This is a genomic window from Geobacter grbiciae (assembly GCF_018531165.1).
In the GTDB taxonomy this organism is placed as follows: domain Bacteria; phylum Desulfobacterota; class Desulfuromonadia; order Geobacterales; family Geobacteraceae; genus Geobacter; species Geobacter metallireducens.
The window spans coordinates 1-24,350 of sequence record NZ_JAHDIW010000016.1; the positions used below are offsets into that span (position 1 = coordinate 1).

At 51.0% G+C, this 24,350-nt stretch carries 23 protein-coding genes and 3 tRNA genes; all 26 read left to right on the forward strand.

All coding sequences use genetic code 11. The annotated features are described in order from the left end of the window. Positions 1 to 97: 97 nt before the first annotated feature. The 26 genes from KJB29_RS15705 (at position 98) to KJB29_RS15830 (ending at position 24,347) form a co-directional block, all read left to right on the forward strand. Positions 98 to 667, forward strand: a complete 570-nt coding sequence (locus KJB29_RS15705) for a hypothetical protein (protein ID WP_246561722.1) — start codon at positions 98 to 100, stop codon at positions 665 to 667. Further along, a complete protein-coding gene (locus KJB29_RS15710; protein WP_215735349.1) occupies positions 660 to 1,550 on the forward strand; it encodes an ABC transporter ATP-binding protein in 891 nt (296 codons plus the stop codon). The genes KJB29_RS15705 and KJB29_RS15710 overlap by 8 nt, the downstream gene beginning before the upstream one ends. Continuing rightward, positions 1,537 to 3,252 (forward strand): tetratricopeptide repeat protein, encoded by a 1,716-nt coding sequence (locus tag KJB29_RS15715; protein WP_215735350.1) that lies wholly within the window; start codon positions 1,537 to 1,539, stop codon positions 3,250 to 3,252. The genes KJB29_RS15710 and KJB29_RS15715 overlap by 14 nt, the downstream gene beginning before the upstream one ends. Before the next feature lies 1 nt (position 3,253). Then, positions 3,254 to 4,096, forward strand: a complete 843-nt coding sequence (locus KJB29_RS15720) for a decaprenyl-phosphate phosphoribosyltransferase (protein WP_215735351.1) — start codon at positions 3,254 to 3,256, stop codon at positions 4,094 to 4,096. Further along, on the forward strand, positions 4,086 to 4,916 hold the full coding sequence (locus KJB29_RS15725; protein ID WP_215735352.1) for an ABC transporter permease: 831 nt from the start codon (positions 4,086 to 4,088) through the stop codon (positions 4,914 to 4,916). Before KJB29_RS15720 ends, KJB29_RS15725 begins: the two co-directional genes overlap by 11 nt. Next, on the forward strand, positions 4,906 to 5,607 hold the full coding sequence (locus KJB29_RS15730; protein ID WP_215735353.1) for an ABC transporter ATP-binding protein: 702 nt from the start codon (positions 4,906 to 4,908) through the stop codon (positions 5,605 to 5,607). The genes KJB29_RS15725 and KJB29_RS15730 overlap by 11 nt, the downstream gene beginning before the upstream one ends. Next, positions 5,588 to 6,652: a glycosyltransferase family 4 protein gene (locus KJB29_RS15735; protein WP_215735354.1), complete on the forward strand. Its 1,065-nt coding sequence runs from the start codon at positions 5,588 to 5,590 to the stop codon at positions 6,650 to 6,652. The genes KJB29_RS15730 and KJB29_RS15735 overlap by 20 nt, the downstream gene beginning before the upstream one ends. Further along, a complete protein-coding gene (locus tag KJB29_RS15740; protein WP_215735355.1) occupies positions 6,649 to 7,923 on the forward strand; it encodes an alpha-2,8-polysialyltransferase family protein in 1,275 nt (424 codons plus the stop codon). The genes KJB29_RS15735 and KJB29_RS15740 overlap by 4 nt, the downstream gene beginning before the upstream one ends. A gap of 161 nt (positions 7,924 to 8,084) precedes the next feature. Then, entirely contained in the window at positions 8,085 to 9,029 is a 945-nt protein-coding gene (locus tag KJB29_RS15745) for a glycosyltransferase family 9 protein (RefSeq protein WP_343213572.1), read from the forward strand. Positions 9,030 to 9,092: 63 nt separating this feature from the next. After that, positions 9,093 to 9,167, forward strand: a tRNA-Val gene (locus tag KJB29_RS15750). Positions 9,168 to 9,240: 73 nt separating this feature from the next. Beyond that, positions 9,241 to 11,151: a threonine--tRNA ligase gene (gene thrS / locus KJB29_RS15755; RefSeq protein WP_215735356.1), complete on the forward strand. Its 1,911-nt coding sequence runs from the start codon at positions 9,241 to 9,243 to the stop codon at positions 11,149 to 11,151. An 11-nt stretch (positions 11,152 to 11,162) separates the two neighbouring features. Next, positions 11,163 to 11,681, forward strand: a complete 519-nt coding sequence (infC, locus tag KJB29_RS15760; protein ID WP_214187426.1) for a translation initiation factor IF-3 — start codon at positions 11,163 to 11,165, stop codon at positions 11,679 to 11,681. Positions 11,682 to 11,714: 33 nt separating this feature from the next. After that, a complete protein-coding gene (gene rpmI / locus KJB29_RS15765; protein WP_004511654.1) occupies positions 11,715 to 11,912 on the forward strand; it encodes a 50S ribosomal protein L35 in 198 nt (65 codons plus the stop codon). Between the two features lie 154 nt (positions 11,913 to 12,066). Then, positions 12,067 to 12,420 carry a 50S ribosomal protein L20 gene (gene rplT, locus KJB29_RS15770; protein ID WP_004511653.1) on the forward strand — a complete coding sequence of 118 codons (354 nt, stop codon included), beginning with the start codon at positions 12,067 to 12,069 and terminating at the stop codon, positions 12,418 to 12,420. Between the two features lie 75 nt (positions 12,421 to 12,495). Beyond that, positions 12,496 to 13,512 carry a phenylalanine--tRNA ligase subunit alpha gene (gene pheS, locus KJB29_RS15775; RefSeq protein ID WP_215735357.1) on the forward strand — a complete coding sequence of 339 codons (1,017 nt, stop codon included), beginning with the start codon at positions 12,496 to 12,498 and terminating at the stop codon, positions 13,510 to 13,512. Between the two features lie 70 nt (positions 13,513 to 13,582). Next, complete coding sequence (gene pheT, locus KJB29_RS15780) at positions 13,583 to 15,988, forward strand: phenylalanine--tRNA ligase subunit beta (RefSeq protein ID WP_215735358.1); 2,406 nt, start codon at positions 13,583 to 13,585, stop codon at positions 15,986 to 15,988. Positions 15,989 to 16,082: 94 nt separating this feature from the next. Continuing rightward, positions 16,083 to 16,358 carry an integration host factor subunit alpha gene (locus KJB29_RS15785; RefSeq protein ID WP_004511650.1) on the forward strand — a complete coding sequence of 92 codons (276 nt, stop codon included), beginning with the start codon at positions 16,083 to 16,085 and terminating at the stop codon, positions 16,356 to 16,358. A 22-nt stretch (positions 16,359 to 16,380) separates the two neighbouring features. Then, entirely contained in the window at positions 16,381 to 16,731 is a 351-nt protein-coding gene (locus KJB29_RS15790) for a MerR family transcriptional regulator (RefSeq protein WP_215735359.1), read from the forward strand. Between the two features lie 13 nt (positions 16,732 to 16,744). Then, positions 16,745 to 16,821 (forward strand) — tRNA-Pro (locus KJB29_RS15795). 77 nt (positions 16,822 to 16,898) lie between these two features. Continuing rightward, a complete protein-coding gene (gene surE, locus KJB29_RS15800) occupies positions 16,899 to 17,657 on the forward strand; it encodes a 5'/3'-nucleotidase SurE (RefSeq protein WP_215735360.1) in 759 nt (252 codons plus the stop codon). A 118-nt stretch (positions 17,658 to 17,775) separates the two neighbouring features. Beyond that, on the forward strand, positions 17,776 to 18,426 hold the full coding sequence (locus tag KJB29_RS15805; protein WP_215735361.1) for a protein-L-isoaspartate(D-aspartate) O-methyltransferase: 651 nt from the start codon (positions 17,776 to 17,778) through the stop codon (positions 18,424 to 18,426). Positions 18,427 to 18,460: 34 nt separating this feature from the next. Next, the gene (locus KJB29_RS15810) at positions 18,461 to 19,444 is read left to right on the forward strand and encodes a sigma-70 family RNA polymerase sigma factor (RefSeq protein ID WP_215735362.1); all 984 of its coding nucleotides are present in this window, start codon (positions 18,461 to 18,463) and stop codon (positions 19,442 to 19,444) included. Positions 19,445 to 19,473: 29 nt separating this feature from the next. Beyond that, positions 19,474 to 19,989: an adenine phosphoribosyltransferase gene (locus tag KJB29_RS15815; RefSeq protein WP_215735363.1), complete on the forward strand. Its 516-nt coding sequence runs from the start codon at positions 19,474 to 19,476 to the stop codon at positions 19,987 to 19,989. Positions 19,990 to 20,072: 83 nt separating this feature from the next. Further along, positions 20,073 to 20,149, forward strand: a tRNA-Arg gene (locus KJB29_RS15820). A 306-nt stretch (positions 20,150 to 20,455) separates the two neighbouring features. Further along, the gene (gene mutS / locus KJB29_RS15825) at positions 20,456 to 23,074 is read left to right on the forward strand and encodes a DNA mismatch repair protein MutS (RefSeq protein WP_215735364.1); all 2,619 of its coding nucleotides are present in this window, start codon (positions 20,456 to 20,458) and stop codon (positions 23,072 to 23,074) included. A 1-nt stretch (position 23,075) separates the two neighbouring features. Beyond that, entirely contained in the window at positions 23,076 to 24,347 is a 1,272-nt protein-coding gene (locus tag KJB29_RS15830; protein WP_215735365.1) for an N-acetylmuramoyl-L-alanine amidase, read from the forward strand. Positions 24,348 to 24,350 lie beyond the last annotated feature (3 nt).

Below are 24,350 nucleotides of genomic sequence, written 5' to 3' on the forward strand. Positions count from 1 at the left end.
CGTATTTGCCATGAACTTCTCCGCAAACACGGCCGCCGCTTGAGTTGGGAGTGTCTACTATTGACAGGACACCTCAGTTCGCCTCGACCCCTACAATATGGATGCTTATTATTTCGCGCAGGCTGCTTTTACCTGGCAGGTGGGCCATGCCTCCGATGTCAATCATCTACTTGACTATGGCATGAAGTATCGCACCAAGGATTGGCAACTGCCGTATTTTGCCGGATTTAATGCAGCTTATTTCTTGCATGAGTATGATTCTGCCGCTACCTATATGCAGCGGGCAGCGAAGCTTTCAGGTCACGAGTTGTTAACTAATTTGACTGCGCGCTATTTTTACGAATCGGGCCGCGAAGATTTGGGAATAGCGTTTCTGCACGATATGATCGCACGGAGTACCGATAAGAAAGAGCGAACTATTTACGAATTAAGGTTAAAAGCACTTATCGCTGTACAAACACTGAACAGCGCGGTTCGACGCTATCGGGCTGAGCACGGTGCATTGCCGGAGAACTTGCAGGTTCTTGTTAAAATCGGATATCTCCCCAGGATTCCCGATGATCCCTATGGTGGTGAGTTCTTTCTGGACAAACGTGGCATGGTCCGTGCCAGCAGCCAGATGGCTATGGCCCGCTCAACGGGCAAAAGAGGTGGGAAAAATGACTGATAACATCGAAATTGACATTGCCAATTTAGGTAAAACATATCGCGGCAAGAAACACACTATCGTGCAAGCCTTAAAGGGGTTGAATATTGCGATCCGTAAAGGTGAGGTGTTCGGCTTTCTCGGCCCTAACGGGGCAGGCAAAAGCACCACAATCAAGATATTGACGGGGCAGATCAAAAGGTCTGAAGGTAGTGCGACTATCCAGGGGGTACCTGTTGAAAATCCGGTCAGCCGTGAGAGATTGGGATACCTGCCTGAAAATCCCTCGTTCTATGATTTTTTGACCGCCAGGGAATATTTGCGATTTGTCGGGAATGCTTATGGGATGTCTACTAATGCCATCTCTTGTTCAACAGGAGAGGTTCTTGCAAAACTGGAACTTGAGCATGCCGCCGATCGACCCATTCGTGGTTACAGCAAAGGGATGGTGCAGCGCCTTGGATTGGCCCAGGCAATGCTTGCCGATCCAGAGTTACTGATTCTTGACGAGCCGATGAGCGGCCTCGACCCACTTGGACGGGCACTGGTTAAAGATTTGATTAAAGAACTGAAACAGGCTGGGAAAACCATTTTTTTCAGCACACACATCACTGCCGATGTTGAGATAGTTTGCGACCGGGTTGGAATTTTAGTGGGTGGTGAACTAAAGGCACTGGACAGGGTGGAAAATATTCTAGACCAGGGTATTGATGGGTATAGTTTGGCATTTGCCGCATCAGAGGAAAGAACCATCGAGCGGTTAGTTGCTGTTGATGAGCTCAAGGCGACACTTGAACACATTCTTGCGCAAGGGGGACGAATTGAGCGAATCGAACCATTGCGTAGAGACCTGGAGCGTTATTTCCTTGATGTGGTAAAAGGCACAAACCATGAACATTCGTAAATCTTTTCAAGTAATGCTGCTTTGGATGATAGTGCTGGGCATCTATTACCCGGCTATATTCGCCGGGTTAAATTCGGTGGATGACCAAAAGATGCTTTATGACTTGGAAGAATCTCCGAGCATAGCTTTGCTGGATTCGTTTCGACCTGGACAAAGTTTTTATTATCGACCGCTGTTGTCGCTCACGTTTCGTCTCGATTATCTGCTTTGGGGGCAGGAAGTCAGTTTCTACCATCTCGAAAACATTTTAATTCATGGTGCCTGTGCCACCTTGATCTTTTTCATCCTCCGGCAACTTGTTTCTCTCCATGGTCCGCAACTAAAGGGTAATGAATGGCCCTTGATCGGGGCATTGCTGTTTGCGCTGCATCCGATCGTAACTGAATCGGTTAACTGGATATCTGGACGAACCGATTTGCTTGGTACTTTTTTTGTCTTGTCTGCCACTTTAGTTTTATTGCAGTCCGCTTTGCGTCGTCGATTGATTTTGGTAATTGTCGCCGCCATTTTGTTGTTTTGTGCCATCCTTTCCAAAGAAGTTATGGTGTTTTCTATCCCTGCAGCCGCATTTTTGCTTTGGCGGTGGAGTGTTGACGCGCCGACTTCTTGGCGGATTAAATCACTTACAGTACTTCTTATGCCGTTTTTTTTCGGAGGTTTGGCTTTCATCGCGCTTCGCTGGTTGTATTACGGTGTGACTGCGGACTTGGATCGTCTGATTTTCAAATATTATTACAGTGCATACGATACGGTGCGTGTATTTTTCAAGGTACTAGGATTCTATGGGAAAAAGATTGTCGCGCCTTTACCGCTCAATTTTGCAATTATGCAGGTTAGCGATCTCTATGTCTGGCTGGGGATTGTAATTTTTATTGTTGCTATTTGGCTGTTTTTTCTGCGCCGACCTGCCATCGACTTGATTCTGGTGGGGTGGTATTTGATCTTGCCCGGCATTCTCATCGCTTTGATTGGCTTGGCCTGGACCCCGTTGGCTGAACGCTATGTTTATCTCCCGAGTGCTTTTGTTGTCATGGGGGTAGCTCTTTATGGCTCCAGCGTCCCATCGCAGCGATTACAAAAAATAATGTTAATTGGTTTGTCGCTGTTTTTATTGCCAATCAGTATGGCGACAGTAAATCGTAATTTTATATGGCAAGATAATGCCAAGTTATATGCAGACAGTCTGAATAAGTCTCCTGAATTTGCTGTGGTAAGCAATGAATTGGGTACTGCTTTAATTGATGAAGGCAAGCTTGCTCAGGCAAGTCAAATTTTGCAAAAAGGGAAACAACTAAAAGCAGCATCGGTGCTCCTTTATATCAATCAGGCTCGTATTTTTATGGCGAAGGGGGACCTAGCCGGTGCCAGGTCTGAAATGATGAAAGTTTGTTTCGATAAAAATGCTGCCGACACGGAGGCTCTAAAAATGTTGGCAACAATTGATGAACAACGTTTGCATAACGGTGGACAAAGCGAAAACATTATGCTCGAATTGCTAGATACTTACCAGGTTTTAATAACAAAAACAAAGAACCCTTACCTTGAGTACCGACTTGGTCAAATATTGTTGTCTACGGGTAAACATCAAGACGCTGCTGATTATTTTAGCAGGGCTTATGAACATGCACCTAATAATGCTTATTACCGGGAAGCTGCCGGAAAATTGGTTCGTAAGCTGAAGAACAGTGATAAGGAGGGCTGATTTGCTCGCTTTTCTCCAGCTTGCACGTCCTCATCAGTGGTTGAAAAATATTATTCTTTTCTTTCCGCCATTTCTAGGAGGGGTTCTGCTTCTGCCTGGAGAATGGCAAAAGGGTGTTGCCCCCTTTGTGGCTTTTTCTCTCGCCTCAAGTGCTACCTATGTATTCAATGATCTACGCGATCGAGATAATGACCGAGTTCATCCACGCAAGAAACATCGTCCTTTGGCCTCTGGATCGGTTTCAATTCCTGCCGCTATTTGTTTTGCGCTGGTGATGTTGATTGGCTCAATCGCCATCGGTTATACGGTTTCATTTGTTTTTTGTGGATGGTTGCTTGCGTATTTGGGGGTATCCTTCGCGTATTCTCTCGGTTTAAAGGATCAGCCGGTCTTCGATATTTTCTGCATCGCCTCGGGATTTGTTTTTCGGGTTTTTGCCGGAGGCGCGGCCTTTGGCGTCAAGGTGTCTGATTGGCTCTTTCTAAGCGTACTGCTGCTGGCGATCTTCCTGAGTTGCGGCAAACGTCTGAGTGAAAAGAAACTGCTTGGCTCTGCTTCTTGTGACCATCGCAAAGTGTTGGAGACTTACCCCGCCGGAGCGTTAGAGGGGTTTATGTATATCTCAGGCGCGGCGGTGCTGGTCACTTACACTCTCTATGCCATTACCCAACACCGCTTGATATATACTGTTCCACTTTGCTGTTTCGGTTTATTTAGCTACCTTCTTGTCGTTGAGCGAGGGCAAAGTGGTGATCCAACCGATATGCTGATGAAAGATCCGATGCTTTTTTTGACAGGTTTAGCGTGGACCTTGCTTGTTGGTTGGGGAATTTATGGGCTCTAATGTTTTTTCGCCAAGCGCTTTGAAGGTCGTACTGAGTCGTATAAGCTACTTTCGGCGAATATGGGAATTTAGGGATCTGTTCTTGGTTTTTGTGTGGCGCGAATTTTCAGTGCGTTACAAACATACACTGATTGGTGCGGCATGGGCTGTAATTCAGCCGTTGTCGATGATGCTGCTGTTTACTTTTGTCTTCAGTTTTGTGTTAAAAACGCAAGTTTCCAACTACCCCTATGCGGTTTTCTTTTATTCAGGCCTTCTGCCATGGATGTTTTTTGATTCTGCCATAAAATACTCTGTGCCCAGTTTTACCGCGCATTATGGGTTAATTACTAAAATCTATTTTCCACGTGAAATCATACCTTTTTCCTGCATATCTGTGGCAGTAGTCGATTTTGTTATTTCATTTGTTGTTTATCTGTTCTTATTGTTATTTTTTGACATTCCGTTGACTGTCAATATTTTTTATTTGTTACCGTTGCTGTTTTGTATGATTTTGTTTATTGCTTCGGTTTCACTGATCCTCGCCTGTTTAAATGTTTTTTACCGCGACGTACGACTTGCTATCAATTTCATTATGCAACTCTGGTTTTTTGCAACGCCGGTGTTTTACAGCACAACACAAATTAAAGGAACGTTGAAATACGTTCTGTACCTTAATCCCATGACTTTTTTTGTTGAAGGCTTTCGAAGTTGTACCCTGTACGGTCAGCCCGTAGATCTTGGTACTTTGACTCTTTTTACAGTTTTGACTTTTATCGCGTTGTGGATAACGTTAAAGCTTTTTGTTCGGGTTGAGAGGTTATTTGCTGATGTCCTCTGATGCCTTGTTGATATTTTCTGATGTCTGGAAAAAATATTCTCGTGCAGAAGCATTCCATCGTTCAATCCGCGAAGACCTGAGCAGTTTTCTCCGGTCTGATCTTAATCTACGAAATAAGGACGAATTCTGGGCATTAAAAGGGGTGAATTTTTCATTGCATCCAGGGGAATGTGTCGGCTTGACCGGCCCAAACGGAGCAGGGAAAAGTACAATTTTAAAACTTGTTGCGCGTGTAACGTCTCCGAGTTCCGGAGATATTCGACAAGCAGCGAAAGTTGCACCTCTGATTGAGGTTGGGGCGGGTTTTCATCCTGATTTGACCGGTAGACAAAATATCTATATGAATGGGACAATTATAGGGTTGTCTCTTTCTGATATTCGCAAACAGATGTCAAGCATTATCGATTTTTCTGAATTGGCTGAATTCATTGATACGCCTGTAAAAAAATACTCTTCTGGAATGTATCTAAAGCTTGCAGTTGCTATCGCGTTCCATAGTCCGGCAAAAATTCTTTTAGTTGACGAGATCCTTTCGGTGGCGGATGAGTTGTTCCGGAATAAATGCCTGGAGAGGATTAGACGTTTTTGTGAAGCTGGCGGGGGAGTTGTGCTCGTTTCGCATGATCAAAGGATACTCAATTCAGTAACTGACCGGACGATCAGGCTGGTTAGTGGCGAAATTGCGTCATAAACCATTGCATATCCTATTTTTTCGTCATAGCCTTCTTGGGCGCGGTGGGGACAAGATGGTCGTTTGCCAGGCGAATGCCCTTGCTCGGCGCGGCCATCGAGTAACTATCCGTACCGCAACTTTAGCCACTCCCTTTTCTTTGGATGATAGGGTTGAAATTAGCCTTACGGGGAGCAGTTCAGTTGCTGCTACCTTGATGGATTTGTTTAAGGGGAGGTTTAGCTTCGACCTGTTGATCGTTGATATAATTCCCCTGGCAGTATTGGCTGGGATTCGCTTTGGCCGGACAAAGGTAATATATTACGCTCAAGATTGGGATGTTAGTTATTATCGCTCGCTTGTTTTTCGTTCGTTGATTCGCTTGCTTTATTTCGTTGAGAGATCTTTTTTGCGGATTCCTGTCATTGTGGTTTCAGAGCACTTGCTCGGTAAGATTGGTCGTACTGGAATAGGTGCCACTTATGTTGTTGAAAACGGCATCGATTTAACTCTCTTCAATAGTAAAGGTCGTCTTCACCCTGCGTTCGCTCCTGGTCATATCCCGACATTTCTGCTGTTCATCAGAAATGATTGGCGCAAAGGTTCTGATTTAGCTTTGAATGTTGTAAAAAAGCTGGCGGATAGATACCCACATGCTTTTGGAGTGGTTGCTGTTGGGAATCGACCAGCTATTAGGCCTTCGCAGATCGATTGGATTGATAAGGGCTTTGTGGATGAGCGACAGATTGCGGACCTGATGAAACAGAGCGATCTTTTTCTCTATCCGTCTCGACATGAGGGGTTTGGCCTTATGGCTTTAGAAGCTTTTGCTTGTGGTTGTCTGGTGGTGACAACTAAGGCAATAGGTTTTGCTCACGATATTGAAAATTCCCTGGTTGCCGAAGTGGATGATGAACAGGGACTTTATAGCCGTCTCTGTTGTCTGTTGGAAAAGCAAATTGAAATTGCACCGTTGGTAAAAAAAGCCGAAGAATTTGCTTCTGAACACCCGCTGGAACTGTGTATGGACAGGTTCTGTTCAGCGATCGAAGGACTGAATCAATGAATTACGAGAACTTCGCACAGTTGTTTGAAGACCGTTACAGCGATTTTTGCCAACGTTGGCCGTTATCGAGTTTTGTGCTAGACCATTACCTTCGCGCGAATTTGTTGCAACGGTCTGCCGTCATCAACCAGCACATAAACTACTTGCGGCAAACCATCCATTTCGGAAGAATTGTTGATTTGCTGTCGCGAGGTCTTCCCCGGATAATCAAAAATACATCTGACAAACCCTCGGTCTTACTTGCTGCGCCTTTAATTTTTAGTTTCCCGTGGTTAGCAAAAGAGGTGAAGGATCACAATTCTTCAAAATCGTTTACTCTGAATTTTTTTGGGCTTGCAAAATACTATCGTCAACTTAGGCGTATGGGTTATTCCTATGCGTCCTTATTTGACCCATTGTTTAAAGCTGAGTGGAGTAAGGCTCTAGGTCAAGGTATGAAAGCTTTGACCGGAACAGACCGTATGTTGAGTTGGACTGGCTGGGATAACCTTGAGTTATTGACGGAGCAAACAGTTTCCGGATTAACTACACGGTTGTCGCGACTTAGTTGTGTTTCAGTTGTTATGTTGCGAGATTTTTTTTGGTATGAGGCGGCTTTGACCCTTGCCTGTAAAAAAGCTGCTATCCCCTGCCATGTAGTTGCCCACGGTTATCCACATTGCGACCCTGACAATAGTGAATGTTTTGGTTATCTGCCTTTTCGCGGGGATACGCTGTACTGCATGAGCGAAGAATCCTATCATCAGCTTTCACCTTGGGTTGAAGACAAACATTGCTACTCAGTAAGGTTGTTTTCCAATACACAGAAAGTTAATGGTGAGGGGATTTTATTTATTTCATCTTCAGTGGAAGAAGTTGGTCTTTTAGATGATAAGTATCGTTTAGCTGTTTATAAAGGTTTACAGGCGGCTGCGAACAAACTCAACTGTCGCGTTACAGTCCGATTTCGCGATGATGAGCAGCTTGACAAGAAAATCAAGCAAGCTGAAACTTTCAATTTCCGATGTACTGTTAAAAATAATATTTCTTTGGACGAAGACTTGAAAAATAACAGATATGTTTTTGGCTTTAGTTCAACAGCACTTTTTTTAAGTCACATGCTCGGGCATCCTACGTATAATTTAGGCGGCTATGGAACGATAGAAGGTGTTGAAAAAATAGCTCCAGAAAAGATCTCTGATGTTGTTTCTCATGTGTCTGTGTCTTCAGGGTTTGTAGACAACAGAACAACTTTTGCCGATATTTTCTGGAAATCCCTTCTACAGGGATGAACTCTGATCAAAGACTTTTTATGAACCTTCGACTGATTAAAGCTACGGATGCCATTCTCGGGCGGATAGCGGCAGCCTTGCTCCCGGCGCCGGTTGTTAGTTGCCATGGGACTTCAATCCGATCGGTCCTTTTTATTCGCCCCGGCGGGATCGGAGATGCTGTGCTCCTGATCCCAGTGATTCTTTCCTTCAGGAACAAGTATCCTAAAGCACGGATAACGGTTCTTGCTGAGAAGAGAAATGGTGCGGTTTTTACACTATGTTCAGTTATCGATGAGATTTTGCACTACGACAATAATGGCGAACTGTTTATGGCACTTCGCGGCAGCTACGATGCGGTAATAGATACCGAGCAGTGGCATCGGTTGTCGGCCGTAGTGGCGCGTATGACTCGGGCGCAGATTTTGATCGGTTTCGGCACAAATGTGCGTTCTCGTCTTTTTACGCATCAGCTTGACTATGAGCAGAATGATTACGAAGAGACTAGTTTTTTGCGTCTTTTGACCCCGCTTGGAATTGCTGTAACGCAAACCTCTGTGCCGTTTCTGACGGTTCCTACTCCTGCGGCGCCTGTTGCTGAGGTGCTTCTTGGTGAACTTGCTAACAAACCCTTTGTTGTGATTTTTCCTGGAGCCAGTATTCCGGAACGTCGGTGGGGGGCGGATAAGTTTCGGCAGGTTGCGAAACGGTTATCAGCCAAAGGTGTCAGTGGGGTAGTTGTCGGGGGGGAGGATGACAGGGGGGAGGGGGAGCGCATTGTCGCTGATACCGGATGGCTGAATCTGATTGGGAGGACGTCGCTCCAGGAATCGACGGCAATCATTGAAAGAAGCTCCCTCCTTGTCAGCGGCGATTCCGGCATTCTCCATATCGCCGTTGGCCTCGGCGTTCCCACGGTTTCCCTTTTCGGCCCGGGGAGGGAAAAGAAATGGGCACCGCGGGGAGACAATCATATCGTCATTAACAAGCACCTTCCGTGCTCGCCTTGCACCACCTTCGGCTATACGTCGAAGTGCCCCATCAATGCCCGCTGTATGGCAGAGATTTCGGTTGATGAGGTTGAGTCGGCAGCATTGACTCTCCTTGCTGCAACAAAAATCAAGTAAACCTGACAAAAGCCTTGACTTATCCGGGAATGGCTGGTATCAAGAGATTTCGTTTTTGCTTGTAGGCGCGTAGCTCAGGGGGAGAGCGCTACCTTGACACGGTAGAGGTCGGCGGTTCGAGACCGCCCGCGCCTACCATTCAAAGAACTCGCAGCTGAGGCTGTGGAAGGGGCATCGAAGTTCGATGCCTCTTCGTGTTAAGGGGCCAGCGATGGGTGACATTAAGGTTACACTTCCGGATGGGTCGGAAAGGGTTCTTACTGCGGGCGCAACGGTGCGCGATCTGGCTGCCTCTATCGGGGCAGGGCTTGCAAAGGCCGCCATTGCCGGCAAAATCAACGGTGTTGCTGTCGATCTGACGGCGCCTCTGGTGGATGGCGTCAGGGTCGAGATCATAACCGAGAAGTCCCCTGAGGCCCTGGAGATTATCCGCCACTCCACCTCCCACCTCATGGCCCAGGCGGTCAAGGAGCTTTTCCCGCAGGCGAAGGTCACCATCGGACCCGCTGTCGAGAATGGTTTCTATTACGACTTTGATGTCGATCATGCCTTTACTCCCGAAGACCTTGAAAAAATAGAGGCCCGAATGAGGGAGCTCGCCAAGTCTGACCTCAAGCTGGAGCGTCAGGTTCTCTCCAAGGATGAAGCTATCAAGCTCTTCCGGGATATGGGGGAGAACTACAAGGTTGAGCTGATTGAGGCCATTGGCGATAATACTGTATCTCTCTATCGGCAGGGGGATTTCATCGATCTTTGTCGCGGCCCCCATCTCCCATCAACGGCCAACTGCCGTGCTTTCAAGCTTACTTCTCTTGCAGGCGCCTACTGGCGCGGCGACGAGAAGAATAAAATGCTCCAGCGGGTCTACGGAACCGCCTTTGCCGACAAGAAGGAACTCGACGCATATCTGGAAAGGATCGAAGAGGCCAAGCGCCGCGACCATCGCAAGCTGGGCCGGGAGCTCGATCTTTTCTCGTTTTCCGATGAGGTTGGGGCGGGGTTCGTGATCTGGCATCCTAACGGAGCCATGCTGCGGACCATTCTTGAAGATTTCGAGCGCAAGGAGCACCTGAAGCGCGGTTACGACATCGTTGTGGGGCCACAGATACTTAAGACTGATCTCTGGCAGCGTTCAGGCCACTACGATAACTACCGCGAAAACATGTATTTCACCGAGGTGGAAGGGCAGGGGTTCGGCATCAAGCCGATGAACTGTCTGAGCCACATGATGATCTATAAGTCGCATCTGCGCAGTTATCGGGATCTGCCGCTCCGCTTCTTTGAACTCGGCACAGTACACCGCCATGAGCGGGCCGGCGTCCTTCATGGGCTTCTACGTGTTCGTTGCTTTACTCAGGACGATGCCCATATCCTCTGTACCCCTGAACAGCTTGATGACGAGATCAAGGGTGTCATTTCCTTTGTCAACGATGTCATGGGTATTTTCGGGTTCGAATTCGAGATGGAGCTCTCCACCCGTCCCGAAAAGTCCATCGGTTCCGATGAAGATTGGGAGCGGGCTACCAATGCGCTTCTCGGGGCATTGAAAGATTCCGGACGTCCCTACGAGATTAATGAGGGGGACGGTGCATTTTATGGGCCGAAGATCGATATCAAACTGCGCGATTCTCTTGACAGAAGGTGGCAGTGTGCTACAATCCAGTGCGATTTTACGCTTCCTGAGCGGTTTGATTTAACCTATGTCGACGCAGATGGTGAAAGGAAGCGCCCTGTGATGGTTCACCGGGTTATTCTTGGTTCCATCGAGCGCTTCATAGGTGTTCTTATTGAACATTTTGCTGGTAATTTCCCCGTGTGGCTCTCGCCGGTTCAGGCAATCGTGATGACCGTCACGGACAATCAGCAGTCCTATGCCGCCCAGGTTTTCGAGGCGCTTCGCTCGAGCGGGATTCGGGTGCGGAAGGACTTCCGCAACGAAAAACTCGGGTTCAAGATCCGCGAAGCGCAGCTCCAGAAGATTCCGTACATGCTCGTCATTGGCGACAAGGAAGTGGAGTCCGGGACGGTGACTCCGCGGTTCCGTGATGGTTCGAACCTCGCGGCCATGAAGCCCGAGGAGTTTGTTGTGTTCATTAACGAAGACGTCAAGCGCTTCAAATAGGAGGTGGCGCCATAGCCAAGCCGACCGTAAATGTAAACCAAGCTATCAGAGCCCGTGAGATACGGGTTGTTGGAGCCAATAGCGAGCAGCTTGGTATTATGCCATTAAATGAGGCTCTCGCACTTGCGGAGAGTCAGCAGCTTGATCTGGTCGAGGTTTCTCCCACGGCCGTTCCTCCTGTCTGCCGGATCATGGACTATGGTAAGTTCAAGTATCAGCAGAGCAAGAAGCTGCAGGAAGCCAAGAAGAAGCAATCACACGTCGTGGTTAAGGAAGTAAAGCTTCGCCCCAAGACCGATGAGCATGATCTCCAGTTCAAGATCAAACACGTGCGTCGCTTCATCGAAGAGGGGAACAAGGCAAAGGTGACTCTCGTATTTCGGGGGCGTGAAATTACGCATATGGAATACGGGGTTCGCGCCCTTGAGAGGGTTGCCAGTGAGATTGAAGATATAGCTGTCATCGAGATGAAACCTAAGATGGAAGGGCGGAGCATGTTCATGATAGTCGCCCCCAAAGTAAAAAAATAGATTTTGTTACACTTATAGAAAAGGAGAAAAGTAATGCCCAAGATCAAGACGAACCGTGGCGCAGCCAAGCGTTTCAGGAAGACTGCCAGCGGTAAAATCAAGAGAAATAGCGCTTTTACCAGCCATATTCTTACGTCGAAGACCCGTAAGCGCAAGCGTCAGCTCCGTTCGAGCTCCATCGTTGCTGCTGTCGATCAGAAGAATATCGCCAGATTGATCCCCTATAAGTAAAAACTGGGCCAGGAGCTATGGGCTGATATGGGACCGGAGCGATTACGTCGGTTCGTGTGGCTGTCTCCTGTATCCGTTTTTATAAGTCCGTGAACCGTGAGGAAGCGCCTCCCCTTGCGGATCCGGCAAAATTCATCAGTAAAAGGAGTAGGTAATGCCAAGGGTAAAAAGAGGTTTCAAAGCGAGACGCAGACGAAACAAGGTGCTCAAACTCGCCAAGGGATACCGGGGCGCACGGAGCAAGTTGTTCCGGAGCGCGACCGAGGCCGTGGATCGCGCACTTAACTACGCTTTTAGGGACCGCAAAGTCAAGAAGCGTGATTTTCGTGCTCTCTGGATCACCCGGATCAACGCGGCTTCCCGTCTTAATGGGCTTTCGTACAGTAAGCTCATACATGGGCTGAAAAAAGCGAGTGTCGAGATTGACCGCAAGGTGCTTGCGGATCTGGCCGTATCGGATCCCCAGGGCTTCTCCGAGATCGCTTCCGTCGCCAAAACACAGATTTAGTGGAAATTTCAGCCGGATAAAAAAAGAAATGGGATGCTCAGCGTTCCATTTCTTTTTTTGTAAAGGGTTCCCGTTATGAAAGAACAACTCGACGGACTTCTTCAGTCCGCCCTAAAAGAGATTGATGGGGCTGGGAGCGAAGAGGCTCTCCAGGAGCTGCGGATAAAATATCTTGGCAAGAAGGGCGCCTTGACAGCCGTCATGAAGGGACTTGGTGCTCTCTCTGCCGAAGAGCGGCCTGTGGTGGGACAATTGGCCAATACGGTTAAAGACCAGCTTGAGGCATACCTTGATGAGACTCTCGCCCAGGTACGCGACTCCAGCAAACGCGAGCGGCTTCAGCGGGAGCGGCTCGATGTCACGCTGCCAGGTCGAAGGCTCCCCCATGGTACGAAACACCCCATAACGCTGGTCATCGAGGAGATATCGGAGATTTTTGCCGGTCTCGGTTTCCAGGTGGCCGAGGGGCCCGAGGTTGAACTCGATTTTTATAATTTCGAGGCCCTCAATTTTCCCAAGGACCATCCCGCCCGGGACATGCAAGACACGTTCTTCGTGGATGACTCCATCCTGCTGCGAACCCATACGTCGCCGGTTCAGGTGCGTACCATGCTCAAGCATGCCCCGCCGGTGCGGATCATCTCTCCGGGAACGGTCTATCGCTGCGACTCCGATGCGACCCATTCCCCCATGTTCCACCAGATCGAGGGATTGATGGTCGATACTGGCGTGACCTTCGGGGATCTCAAGGGGATTCTGACTAACTTCGTGAATCAGTATTTCGGCAAGGGAATAGGGGTCCGTTTGCGTCCGAGCTTTTTCCCCTTCACGGAGCCCAGCGCCGAGGTCGACATTGCCTGCGTAATGTGCAAGGGGAAAGGATGTCGCGTCTGCAAAGAGAGCGGATGGCTGGAAATTCTCGGCGCCGGCATGATCGATCCCGAGGTGTACCGTCATGTGGGGTATGACCCGGAAACCATTTCCGGTTTCGCTTTCGGCATGGGGGTTGAGCGGGTCGCCATGCTCAAGTACGGCATCGGTGATCTGCGTCTTTTCTTTGATAACGACGTCCGTTTCCTTCAGCAGTTCTGAAATTACAGTGCATCGGGATTATTCGTTCCAGGTAGAGCAATACTGATTATGTCCCGGATAGGGTGAGAATATGATTGTTACGTACAACTGGCTCAAGGAATTCGTTGATTTCGACCTTTCGCCCCAGGAGCTTTCGGATCTTCTGACCATGCTTGGTCTCGAAGTGGAAGGAGTTCGCCATGTTGGGGGCGGACTTGATGAGGTCGTCGTGGCCGTTGTGGAGGAGAGGTCCCAGCATCCCAACGCGGACAAACTTTCCCTCTGCAGGGTGAACAACGGTAAAGAGACGCTTGCCATCGTGTGTGGCGCCCAGAACTTCAAGGCCGGAGATAAAGTTGCCCTGGCCCAGATAGGTGCAGTTCTGCCGGGCGATTTCAAAATCAAGCGTTCCAAGATCAGGGGCGAGGAGTCCTGCGGGATGCTTTGCTCCGAGAAGGAACTTGGTCTGGCCGCTGAGTCCGAGGGGATCATCATTCTTCCGACAGACCTTCCCCTTGGCGTTCCGGTATTTGATGCCCTTGGCCTCAAAGATACCATATTCGAGATTGGACTAACGCCTAACAGAGCTGATTGTCTGAGCGTTGTGGGTATTGCTCGTGAGATTGCCGCGAAGCTCGGCACCACCGTCAAGTATGCCCGTCCCTCGGTGAAGGAATCTGACGTTCCTATCAGTGAGCGCGCTCAGGTGATTGTGGAAGACTCCGATCTGTGCCCGCGCTATACGGCCCGTTACATTGCCGGCTGCTCCATCGGGCCGTCACCGGCGTGGCTTGTAAGGCGCCTTGAGGCAGTGGGAATGCGTTCCATCAATAATGTGGTGGATGTCACCAACTATGTCCTCATGGAGTACGGCCATCCCCTCCACGCGTTCGATGCCGATCTCCTTGCCGGCGGTAAGATTGTTGTGCGTCGTGCCGCAGCAGGGGAGCGCTTCACCACCCTTGACGGCCAGGAGCGTGTTCTGACGGAGGCCGACCTGACGATTCGGGACGGCGAGAAAGGGGTTGCCCTGGCCGGGATCATGGGGGGAGAGAACTCGGAGATTCGTCAGGAGACCTCCAACATCCTTCTGGAGAGCGCTTATTTCAATCCGTCTGCGATCCGTAGAACCTCGAAGCGTCTCGGTCTCCACACTGAGTCATCCCACCGTTTCGAGCGCGGTGCTGATGTCGACATCCTTGTTACGGCCCTTGACCGTGCCGCCTCGTTGATTGCCGAGCTTGCGGGGGGGAGAGTTGCCACGGGGACCATTGATGTCTATCCCCGTCCTTTGTCCCGCCGCACCGTCAGGTTTCGCGTCGACCAGTGCAACAGGTTGCTTGGCATTCAGTTAACTGCCGATGAGATGGCAGTTATCTTTAATCGCCTTGAGTTTAAAGTTAACGTGGTTGAACCGGAGCTCTTTGACATCGACGTTCCCTCCTGCCGGGTCGATATCGAGCGGGAGATCGATCTTGTTGAGGAGGTGGCACGGCTTAACGGCTATAACAACATTCCGGTCACCATGCCCAAGGCCCGGGTCTTTTCCGACCGTCCCACACGCCACCAGCGCCTCGAAAAACAGCTGAGAAATGTCATGGTGGGGCAAGGCTTCAGCGAGGTGATCACCTTTAGCTTCATGGCTCCCGGGATCCTTGACAAGCTTCTCTTGGCCCATGACGACCCCAGTCGCTCCGTTGTGCGGTTGCGCAACCCCCTTGTGGAAGAGCAGTCGGTGATGCGCACGACGCTTCTTCCCGGACTTCTCGATGTAGCTGCAAGAAACATCAATTATCGCATGCTCACGCTTCGGCTCTTTGAGTTGCGGCGCGTCTATCTGCCGGCGGAGGGGCAGGAGTTGCCCCGTGAGCCCCTCCACCTTGCAGGAATCATGACCGGCGTTCGCTATCGTGAGGGGTGGAATCAGGAGCGGCATCAGGTTGATTTCTATGACGTTAAGGGTGTTATCGAGCATATCCTTGACGAGTTTGCCATCGGACCTGTTGCGTTTGTCCAGGATCGCCTCGATCCCTATTTCCACCCGGGCAAGGCATGTTCGATCCTCTGTGGCAACGAACTGCTCGGCTCGTTTGGTGAACTCCATCCCGATATTCATGACAATTTCGGCATTGATCAGTCCGTCTACTATCTTGACCTCGATTTTGAGAAGCTCGCCATGGTGAGTTCGGACAACGTTGCCATTAAACCGCCCTCCCGGTTCCCTGATACGTTCCGCGACATTGCCATACTTATCAAAGATGAAACTCCGGCATCGACGATCGTGGAGTGCATCAGTGGACTGAGAATACGTGAGGTGGAATGCGCCGAGATATTTGACCACTATAAGGGATCTCATGTTCCTGAGGGATTCAAGAGCATTGCGGTTAGAATCAGGTACCGTTCCCATGAAAAAACACTTGTCGACAACGAGGTTACACCGCTGCATCAACGTATTGTCGATACTCTAGTTAAAAAGTTAGCGGTCACGATACGTTAAAAACAGGTTGATTATCTGGAACTGCTGTGTTATAAATCCTGTCGCCTTCGGTGGACGCGATATATTTGATAACGTATTGATTTTGAGGGAGTATATGACCAAGGCAGATATTGTCGAGCAGATCTACGAGAAGGTGGGTTTTTCAAAAAAAGAATCCGCTGAACTTGTTGAGCGGGTCTTTGGTCTGATCAAAGAAACCCTTGAAAATGGTGAAAAGATAAAGATCGCCGGTTTCGGTAACTTTGTCGTGAAGGAAAAAGCTGACCGGCGTGGCCGCAATCCCCAGACAGGCGATGAGATTATCATTTCCGCCCGCAGGATTCTCACGTTCAAGCCCAGTCAGGTTCTCAAGTCCTCGATCAATTCCTGAGAGGTTCTTCCCCGGAGGGAAGGTGGAAGCGAAGCTTCCTGATAAACAGTATTTTAGGATCGGTGAGGTTGCGCGATTGACAGCGCTCAAGACCTCAGTCCTACGGTTCTGGGAGACTGAGTTCAAGGATTTGTGCCCTCCGAAAAGCAGAACGGGCCAACGCCTTTACAAAAAACAGGATATTGAGCTCCTTCTGGAGATAAAACGTCTCCTCTATGTGGAGAAGCTCACTATAGAAGGTGCCCGCAAAAGGTTAAAGGCAACTTCAAAAAGTCACGAAACCACAGTATGTGAATCAAATGATGTAAACAGCCTCTTGGGGCTGGTAAAAGAAGTACGGCAGGAGTTGGAGACAATTCGCCGTATGTTGTAACAGCAACAAATATCGGGGCGTAGCGCAGCCTGGTAGCGCACCAGACTGGGGGTCTGGTGGTCGCTGGTTCGAATCCAGTCGCCCCGACCATTTTCACCGTAGACGGTTTCGAAGTCCGAAACCGTCTATTTTTTTATCATCCTGCTGAATGGGCATTCGGGGGAACAATGAAGATTCTTGTTACGAATGACGACGGAGTTCGCGCTCCGGGGATACGGGCACTTGCAGAGGCATTGCGGAGTGTCGGGGATGTGGTCGTTGTTGCGCCAGACCGTGAGCGGAGTGCTGTGGGGCATGCCTTGACGCTTCACAATCCTCTGAGGGCCACCGAGATACGCCAGGCGGTTTTTGCCGTGGATGGAACCCCTACTGATTGCGTTAACCTCGGTATCCATACGCTTCTCGGATCAAGGCCCGATATAGTTGTGTCAGGGATTAACTGCGGTGGCAATATGGGAGACGATATTACCTATTCGGGGACGGTTTCCGCTGCCATGGAGGCAACCCTCATGGGGATTCCAGCGCTGGCGGTGTCGCTCGTAACCGGCGGCAGGGGGGATAACTATATGGCCGCCGCCGCTTTTGCAGCCAGGCTCGTTCGGATTGTGTCCGACAGGGGACTGCCGCGGGATACCCTACTGAATGTCAATGTGCCCGATCTTCCTGGGGGACAGCTTGGAAGTGCTGTCGTAACTATCCAGGGGAAAAGGGATTACGAGGGGAAGATCATCACAAAAACTGATCCTCGCGGTCGCAATTATTACTGGATCGGGAATGGAGCGTTACAGTTCCGTGATCTGGAAGGTACTGATTATCACGCCGTGAAGCGTGGCTTGATTTCGATAACGCCGCTACGCCTCGATCTCACCAATTATGCCTCCCTCACTATGCTGAAAACATGGGATTTCGCCGAAATTCCTTCCTGATGGATTAGATCGTGGCACTATACGCTTAAGTTGCGTCTGAATGTGCTCTTGTCCTAACGCTGGACAGGACTTAGCTGCTCTGTTATAGTCTGCACTTCAGCTTAAACAGGGGATTTGGATGAATTTCGACATCGCACGAAAACGGATGGTTGAGGCGCAGATTGTCTCTCGTGGCGTGAAGGACCGGCGCCTCATAGAGGCGATGCTTAAGGTCCCCCGTCACGTTTTTGTCGAAGAGGCGATGGCCGCCCAAGCGTACAGCGACACTCCGCTTCCCATTGGGGAGAAGCAGACCATCTCTCAGCCTTACATGGTTGCTCTCATGACCGAATTGCTCGAGCTTTCTGGTAAGGAGAAGGTGCTTGAGATCGGTACCGGTTCAGGGTACCAGGCAGCGATACTTGCCACCCTTGCGGATCGCGTATACACCGTAGAGCGGATCCGGCTGTTGGCGCTCAAGGCGCGCAAAGCACTTGACAGTCTTGGGCTCTTGAATGTGAATATAAAAATTTCCGATGGGACGATCGGCTGGGAGGAAGAAGCCCCCTTCGATGCTATCATTGTCACAGCCGGAGCACCGGATGTCCCGGAAAAACTGGTTGATCAGCTTTCTCCTGGAGGAAGGCTTGTGATTCCGGTGGGAAATCAGTTCGAACAGATTCTTGTTAGGGTAATCAAGCAGGAAGATGGTTCGCTCATCAGAGAAAATGTAACCGGCTGCAGATTCGTGAAATTGGTGGGCCGGTACGGGTGGGGCACGGAAGAGTAAGTGGTAAAGTCTGCTTTGCTGAACGGGGAAGAACATGGATGATTTTCTCGAAAAGGAAGCCGTAGAACCTGAAGAACGCGTCGAGCGGCAAGCTGACGACTTCCTGGAGCAGGAGCCGACTTCCTTCGAATATGAGGAAGCGGAGGAAGAGGAAGAAGAGCAGGAGGAAGAGATAAAAGTCGTCGAGGTGGAGCATTTCGACGACGCCATCAAGCTTTACCTCCGGGAGATACAGAGAACAACGCTTCTCACGGCCGATGAAGAAAAGGTTCTTGCCAGCCGGATTGCAAAGGGCGATAAAGCCGCCCGCGACAAGATGATAGAGTCCAATCTGCGTCTCGTGGTCAAGATCGCCAAGCGGTATATCAATCGCGGGCTCCCGTTCCTTGATCTCATCGAAGAGGGGAACATGGGGCTCATCAAGGCAGTCGAGCGCTTCAAACTGTCCAAGGAGTGTCGTTTTTCCACCTATGCCACCTGGTGGATACGCCAGTCCATTGAGCGGGCACTGGTGAATCAGTCGCGCACCATAAGGCTTCCGGTACACGTCTCCGATGACATCAACAAGATGCTCAAAATCACCCGCGAGTTGGTCAATCGGTTCAACCGTGAACCGTCGGTCAAAGAAGTGGCAACCGAGATGAATGTCAACTCGGCATACATTCGGCGACTCATGGTCCTACTCAAAAAAACCTATTCTATTGAACGGCCCATGGGAGAGAACAGCGATTATTTCCTTATCGACACCATAGAGGATACCTCGTCGGTTTCACCGGCGGTGCTGCTTGAAGATCTGAACAAGTATGAGATTGTCTCCAAATGGTTTGCGTCGCTCTCAGAGAATGAGCAAAAGATTCTTACCCTGCGCTTCGGGCTTGACGACAAGGAACCTCAGACACTTGACACGATCGGGCGGAGCTTTGGGGTTACCCGTGAGCGAATTCGCCAGATAGAGGCGAAATCTCTCGAGAAGCTTAGAAAATACATTGATAACAGTGACGGAAGTGCAATCGAGTGATTGAGTTTGAATTCTACGGAGGGTAGGGGATGGATGAACTCAAAAATATAATACGTGATGTGCCCGATTTTCCCAAAAAGGGGATTGTTTTTAAGGACATCACTACGCTTCTTGCAGATGCGAAATCGTTTCAGCGTATGGTTGATCTGCTGGCGCACCGCTACGTGGGGGAGAAGATAGACAAGGTGGTGGGGGTTGAGGCCCGGGGGTTCATTCTGGGTGCAGCCCTTGCGTACAAGCTTGGGGCTGGAGTGGTTCTTGTGCGCAAGCCGGGAAAACTTCCTTCCGAAACCTTCAGTAAAACATATCAGCTTGAATATGGCACTGACACCCTGGAAATTCATACTGACGCCATCCGGAAGGGAGAGAAAGTGCTCATTGCCGACGACGTTCTTGCTACTGGAGGGACCATGTCCGCTGTTGTCGATATGGTCAGGGACCTTGGCGGAGAAATTGTCGACTGCTGCTTCTTGGCAGAACTTGATTTTCTCGGCGGGCGAAAGAAGCTGCCGGAAGGCAAAGTCTATTCGCTCCTCACGTTTTAGCGACTGATCGCTGTCCCAGCCTCTTTGTTCTGACGGGAAAATGGTTGCAAAGCGGTTAGTGGTGGGCTATAAAAACACTTTCTGTCCCCGTAGCTCAGCTGGATAGAGCACTTCCCTCCTAAGGAAGGGGTCGGACGTTCGAATCGTCTCGGGGACGCCAGATACTATAAGTGGCTAATGTAGCTGCTTTTTTAGCCCTAATCCTCCTAGTGTAACTTGATTTGCTACACAGGAAGGTTAGGGCTTTCGTATGTGCTGTCGGGGGAATGCTCACGCACATCCATGCTGGCACAACGATGAATCAATAAGAGATAGTCACTACCTCCAAAATCAAAAAGCTGACCGTCGGATCGGCTTTTTTGTTAGTGAACTGCAAGCCCGCTATCGTTGTGGGTTTTGGTTTTGCAAGGCGCGTCCGTTTCTGCTACGATACCTTTCCAATTCCTTCAACACCAAGGCTTTACCGATGTCAGAACTCACCCCGATGATGCGCCAGTATCTGGAGATCAAGGCCGAGCATCCGGACTCGATCCTCTTCTTCAGGCTCGGCGATTTCTATGAGATGTTTCTCGATGATGCCGTCAAGGCTTCGCGCATTCTTGACATAACCCTCACTTCCCGCGGCAAGGGGGGAGATGGTGCCGATGTCCCCCTGTGTGGCGTTCCGTACCACTCGGCTGCTCCCTACATTGCCAGGCTCATCGAAGCGGGGGAGAAGGTGGCAATCTGCGAGCAGGTGGAGGACCCAAAGGCCACGAAGGGGATCGTGAAGCGTCAGGTAGTCAAGGTTGTCACCCCCGGCCTTGTCGTGGAGTCCGAAAGTCTTTCCCCCAAGGAGAACAATTTTCTCCTCTCCCTCTTTGATGGCAATAATGGACGCTGGGGAGTGGCGTATCTGGATATATCAACCGGCGAGTTTCGGCTGACCGAGGTGGAGGGCCATGATGCGGCCTGGGGTGAGGTTGCCTGCGCCAATCCTCGGGAAATCCTCGTGCCCGTGTCCTTTCGCGAGAATATGCGAGGCGAGGGGAGGGGAGACCTGGCTGCTGGCCGGACGTTCACCTACGTGGATGACTGGGTTTATGACCGTGACTACACCGAGAGGCTCATCAAAAACCATTTTGGTGTAGCATCGCCCGGTGCCTTGGGCTGTGACGGATATGCCGAAGGTCTCCAGGCGGCAGCGGCTGTCCTCCACTATCTCCAGGAAACTCAGAAGGGAAGGGTGGACCACATCAGGGAACTCCGCGCCTATCGGACCCAAGAGTTCCTTGTCCTGGACGAAACCACCCGGCGCAATCTGGAACTGACCGCCACCCTTTCTGAGGGGAAACGGCGTGGGTCGCTTCTTGGTCTGCTGGACCGTACGGCCACTGCCATGGGGGGGAGAAAGCTTAGGCAGTGGATAAACTATCCATTGGTAATTGTTGAAAAAATAAAAGAACGCCAGGATGCAGTCGGTGAGCTTGCCAATGATCCCGCGTTGCGTGCAGGCATTCGGGAGGCCCTTGAGGGGGTCTATGATCTTGAGCGCCTCAACGGGAGGATCAGTCTGGCCAGTTCAGGTGCCAAGGATCTTGTTGCCCTCAAGGCGTCGCTCCAGAGAATCCCACCTCTATTGAGCCTGCTTGAAAGCACGGGCACGGCACTTCTGGGTGAGTTATGCAAGGGCATTGACCCGATGGATGAAGTGGCGGAACTGATCGGACGGGGCATCGTGGATGATCCCCCCTTTGTGTTGCGCGAAGGGGGCATCATTGCTGACGGTTACCATGCCGACCTGGACGAGTTGCGCGCCATCAGTCGCGAGGGTAAGGGGTTCATCGCCCGCCTGGAAGCAAAAGAAAAGGCACGTACCGGCATTACCTCCCTCAAGATTCGCTACAACAAGGTCTTCGGGTACTACATCGAGGTCACCAAGACGAATCTCGGGTCCATCCCCGAGGACTATATCCGTCGCCAGACCCTTGCCAATGCCGAGCGTTTCATTACCCCTGAGTTGAAGGAATACGAGGAAAAGGTTCTCGGGGCCGAAGAGCGGATCGTGGAGCTGGAGTATTCCCTCTTCCAGCAGATCAGGCAGCGTGTTGCCGCTGAGGGAGAGCGGCTTGCCCGAACGGCAGACCGCCTCGCCACCCTTGATGTTCTGGCATCCCTGGCCGACGTGGCCCATGATCGCAATTACTGCCGGCCAAGTATCGAAGACGGAGACACCCTTTCCATCTCCGAGGGGCGCCATCCCGTTGTGGAAGCCCTCAACGTTTCCGAACGGTTTGTTCCCAATGACGTACTCCTGGACAATGGTGAGAATCAGCTTGTCATCATTACCGGCCCCAATATGGCCGGTAAGTCGACCTTCATGCGTCAGGTGGCACTCATTGTCCTCATGGCTCAGCTGGGAAGCTTCGTTCCTGCCACTGAGGCCCGGATAGGTGTGGTGGACCGGATTTTTACCCGCGTTGGTGCTTCCGACAACCTGGCCCGGGGACAATCCACCTTCATGGTGGAGATGATGGAGACCGCTGCCATCCTCCGTAACGCCACGCCGAAAAGTCTGGTGGTTCTTGACGAGATCGGTCGCGGCACCTCTACTTTCGACGGGGTCTCCATCGCCTGGGCCGTGGCAGAGTATCTTCACGACACCGCGCGGTGCGCCGCCAAGACCCTCTTTGCCACCCACTATCATGAGCTTACCGAGCTGGCCGTGACCAGGGGGAGGATAAAGAATTGCAACGTGGCGGTTAAGGAGTGGAACGATCAGGTTATCTTCCTGCGCAAGATCGTCGAGGGGGGGGCTTCACACTCCTACGGCATCCAGGTTGCAAGGCTTGCGGGGCTCCCGATTGAGGTCATCGAGCGGGCCAAGGAAATTCTCCACAACCTTGAAAAGGGAGAGTATGTAGAGGGGGGAGTGCCGCGGATTTCTCGGGGAAAGAAGGCTGCTGCACCCAAGTCGTCGCCCCAACTCTCCCTCTTCGAGCAGGGTGACGATCTTCTCCGGCAGCGGCTGACCGGGTTGAATATCGCGGCACTCACTCCCCTTGAGGCGCTCAATATTCTCGATGAGTTAAAGAGGATGGTCTGACGTGAGAATACAACGATGGTTACGGATAGTGCCCCTTCTCCTTGCCCTTGCAGGAGTGCTGTTTCTTTTTTCTTCCGCCGAGGCCAAGGAGGTGCGCCGCGTTAAGGGCTCCAGCGTTAAGGCAGCGGCCGTGGTGAAGGAGATGCGCCATTGGTCAAACCCCGATTACACCCGGATTGCCATCACCGTCGACCGAGAAGCACATTTTGAAACCCACCAGATCAAGCAGCATCCGGGCGATGCCCTCCCGTCACGCATTTACCTCGATATAACCGGCGCCAGGGTTGGACCCGGCGTACACGACCTTCAAATAGCCGATCATCAGCTGAAGTCCGCAAGGGTCGGCCAGTACAAGCCGGATGTGGTGCGGGTGGTTCTCGATGTTGACCGGATCAAGGAATTCAAGGTGTTTTCCCTCTCGGATCCCTTCCGGATCATCGTCGATGTGAAGGGAGAACGTCCCCTGGAATTCGCGAAACTGACGGAGCAGGTCCAGCCGGCACCGGTGCCGGCAACTGCTGCCGAGACGAAAGCCGCCGATACCGGTGATGAAAAACCGAGCCCGAAGCCAGTAGCCAAATTCAAGCCGGGAAAGATCCGGCGGATTGTGGTCGATCCGGGCCATGGCGGTCACGACCCCGGAGCGATTGGCGCGGGGGGGACCCAGGAAAAGGACGTTGTGCTTGCCCTCGGGCTCCAAGTGGCGGCGAAGATTCGGGAAGAGCTGGGCATTGACGTGGTCATGACCCGTTCAACCGATGTCTTCATTCCGCTTGAGGAGCGTACCGCCATCGCCAACAAGGTGAATGCCGATCTCTTCGTGTCGGTCCATGCCAATGCATCCCTCAACCGCAGTGCTTCGGGGATAGAGACCTATTACCTCAATCTGGCCAAGACCGAGAAGGCTGCCCAGCTTGCTGCCCGGGAAAACGGCACATCTCTGGACAAGGTGAGCCTCCTGCAGGCGATCCTCTTCGACCTCATGGCCAACTACAAGCTCAACGATTCCGCCCACCTGGCCGACGAAGTCCAGAAGGCCCTCTACAAAAAGATCAACGGCCACTATCCGGGAACACGGAACCTGGGGGTCAAGCAGGGGCCATTTTACGTCCTTGTGGGTGCCACTATGCCGAGCATCCTCGTTGAGACGGCTTTCATCAGCAACGAAACCGAGGAGGCCCGGCTTCGGGACAAGGCCTTTCTTGATCGGGCCGCCGACGGCATTGTGGAAGGAATCAAGGGGTATATCCGTACAATCGGCACCGGGCGATAGGTA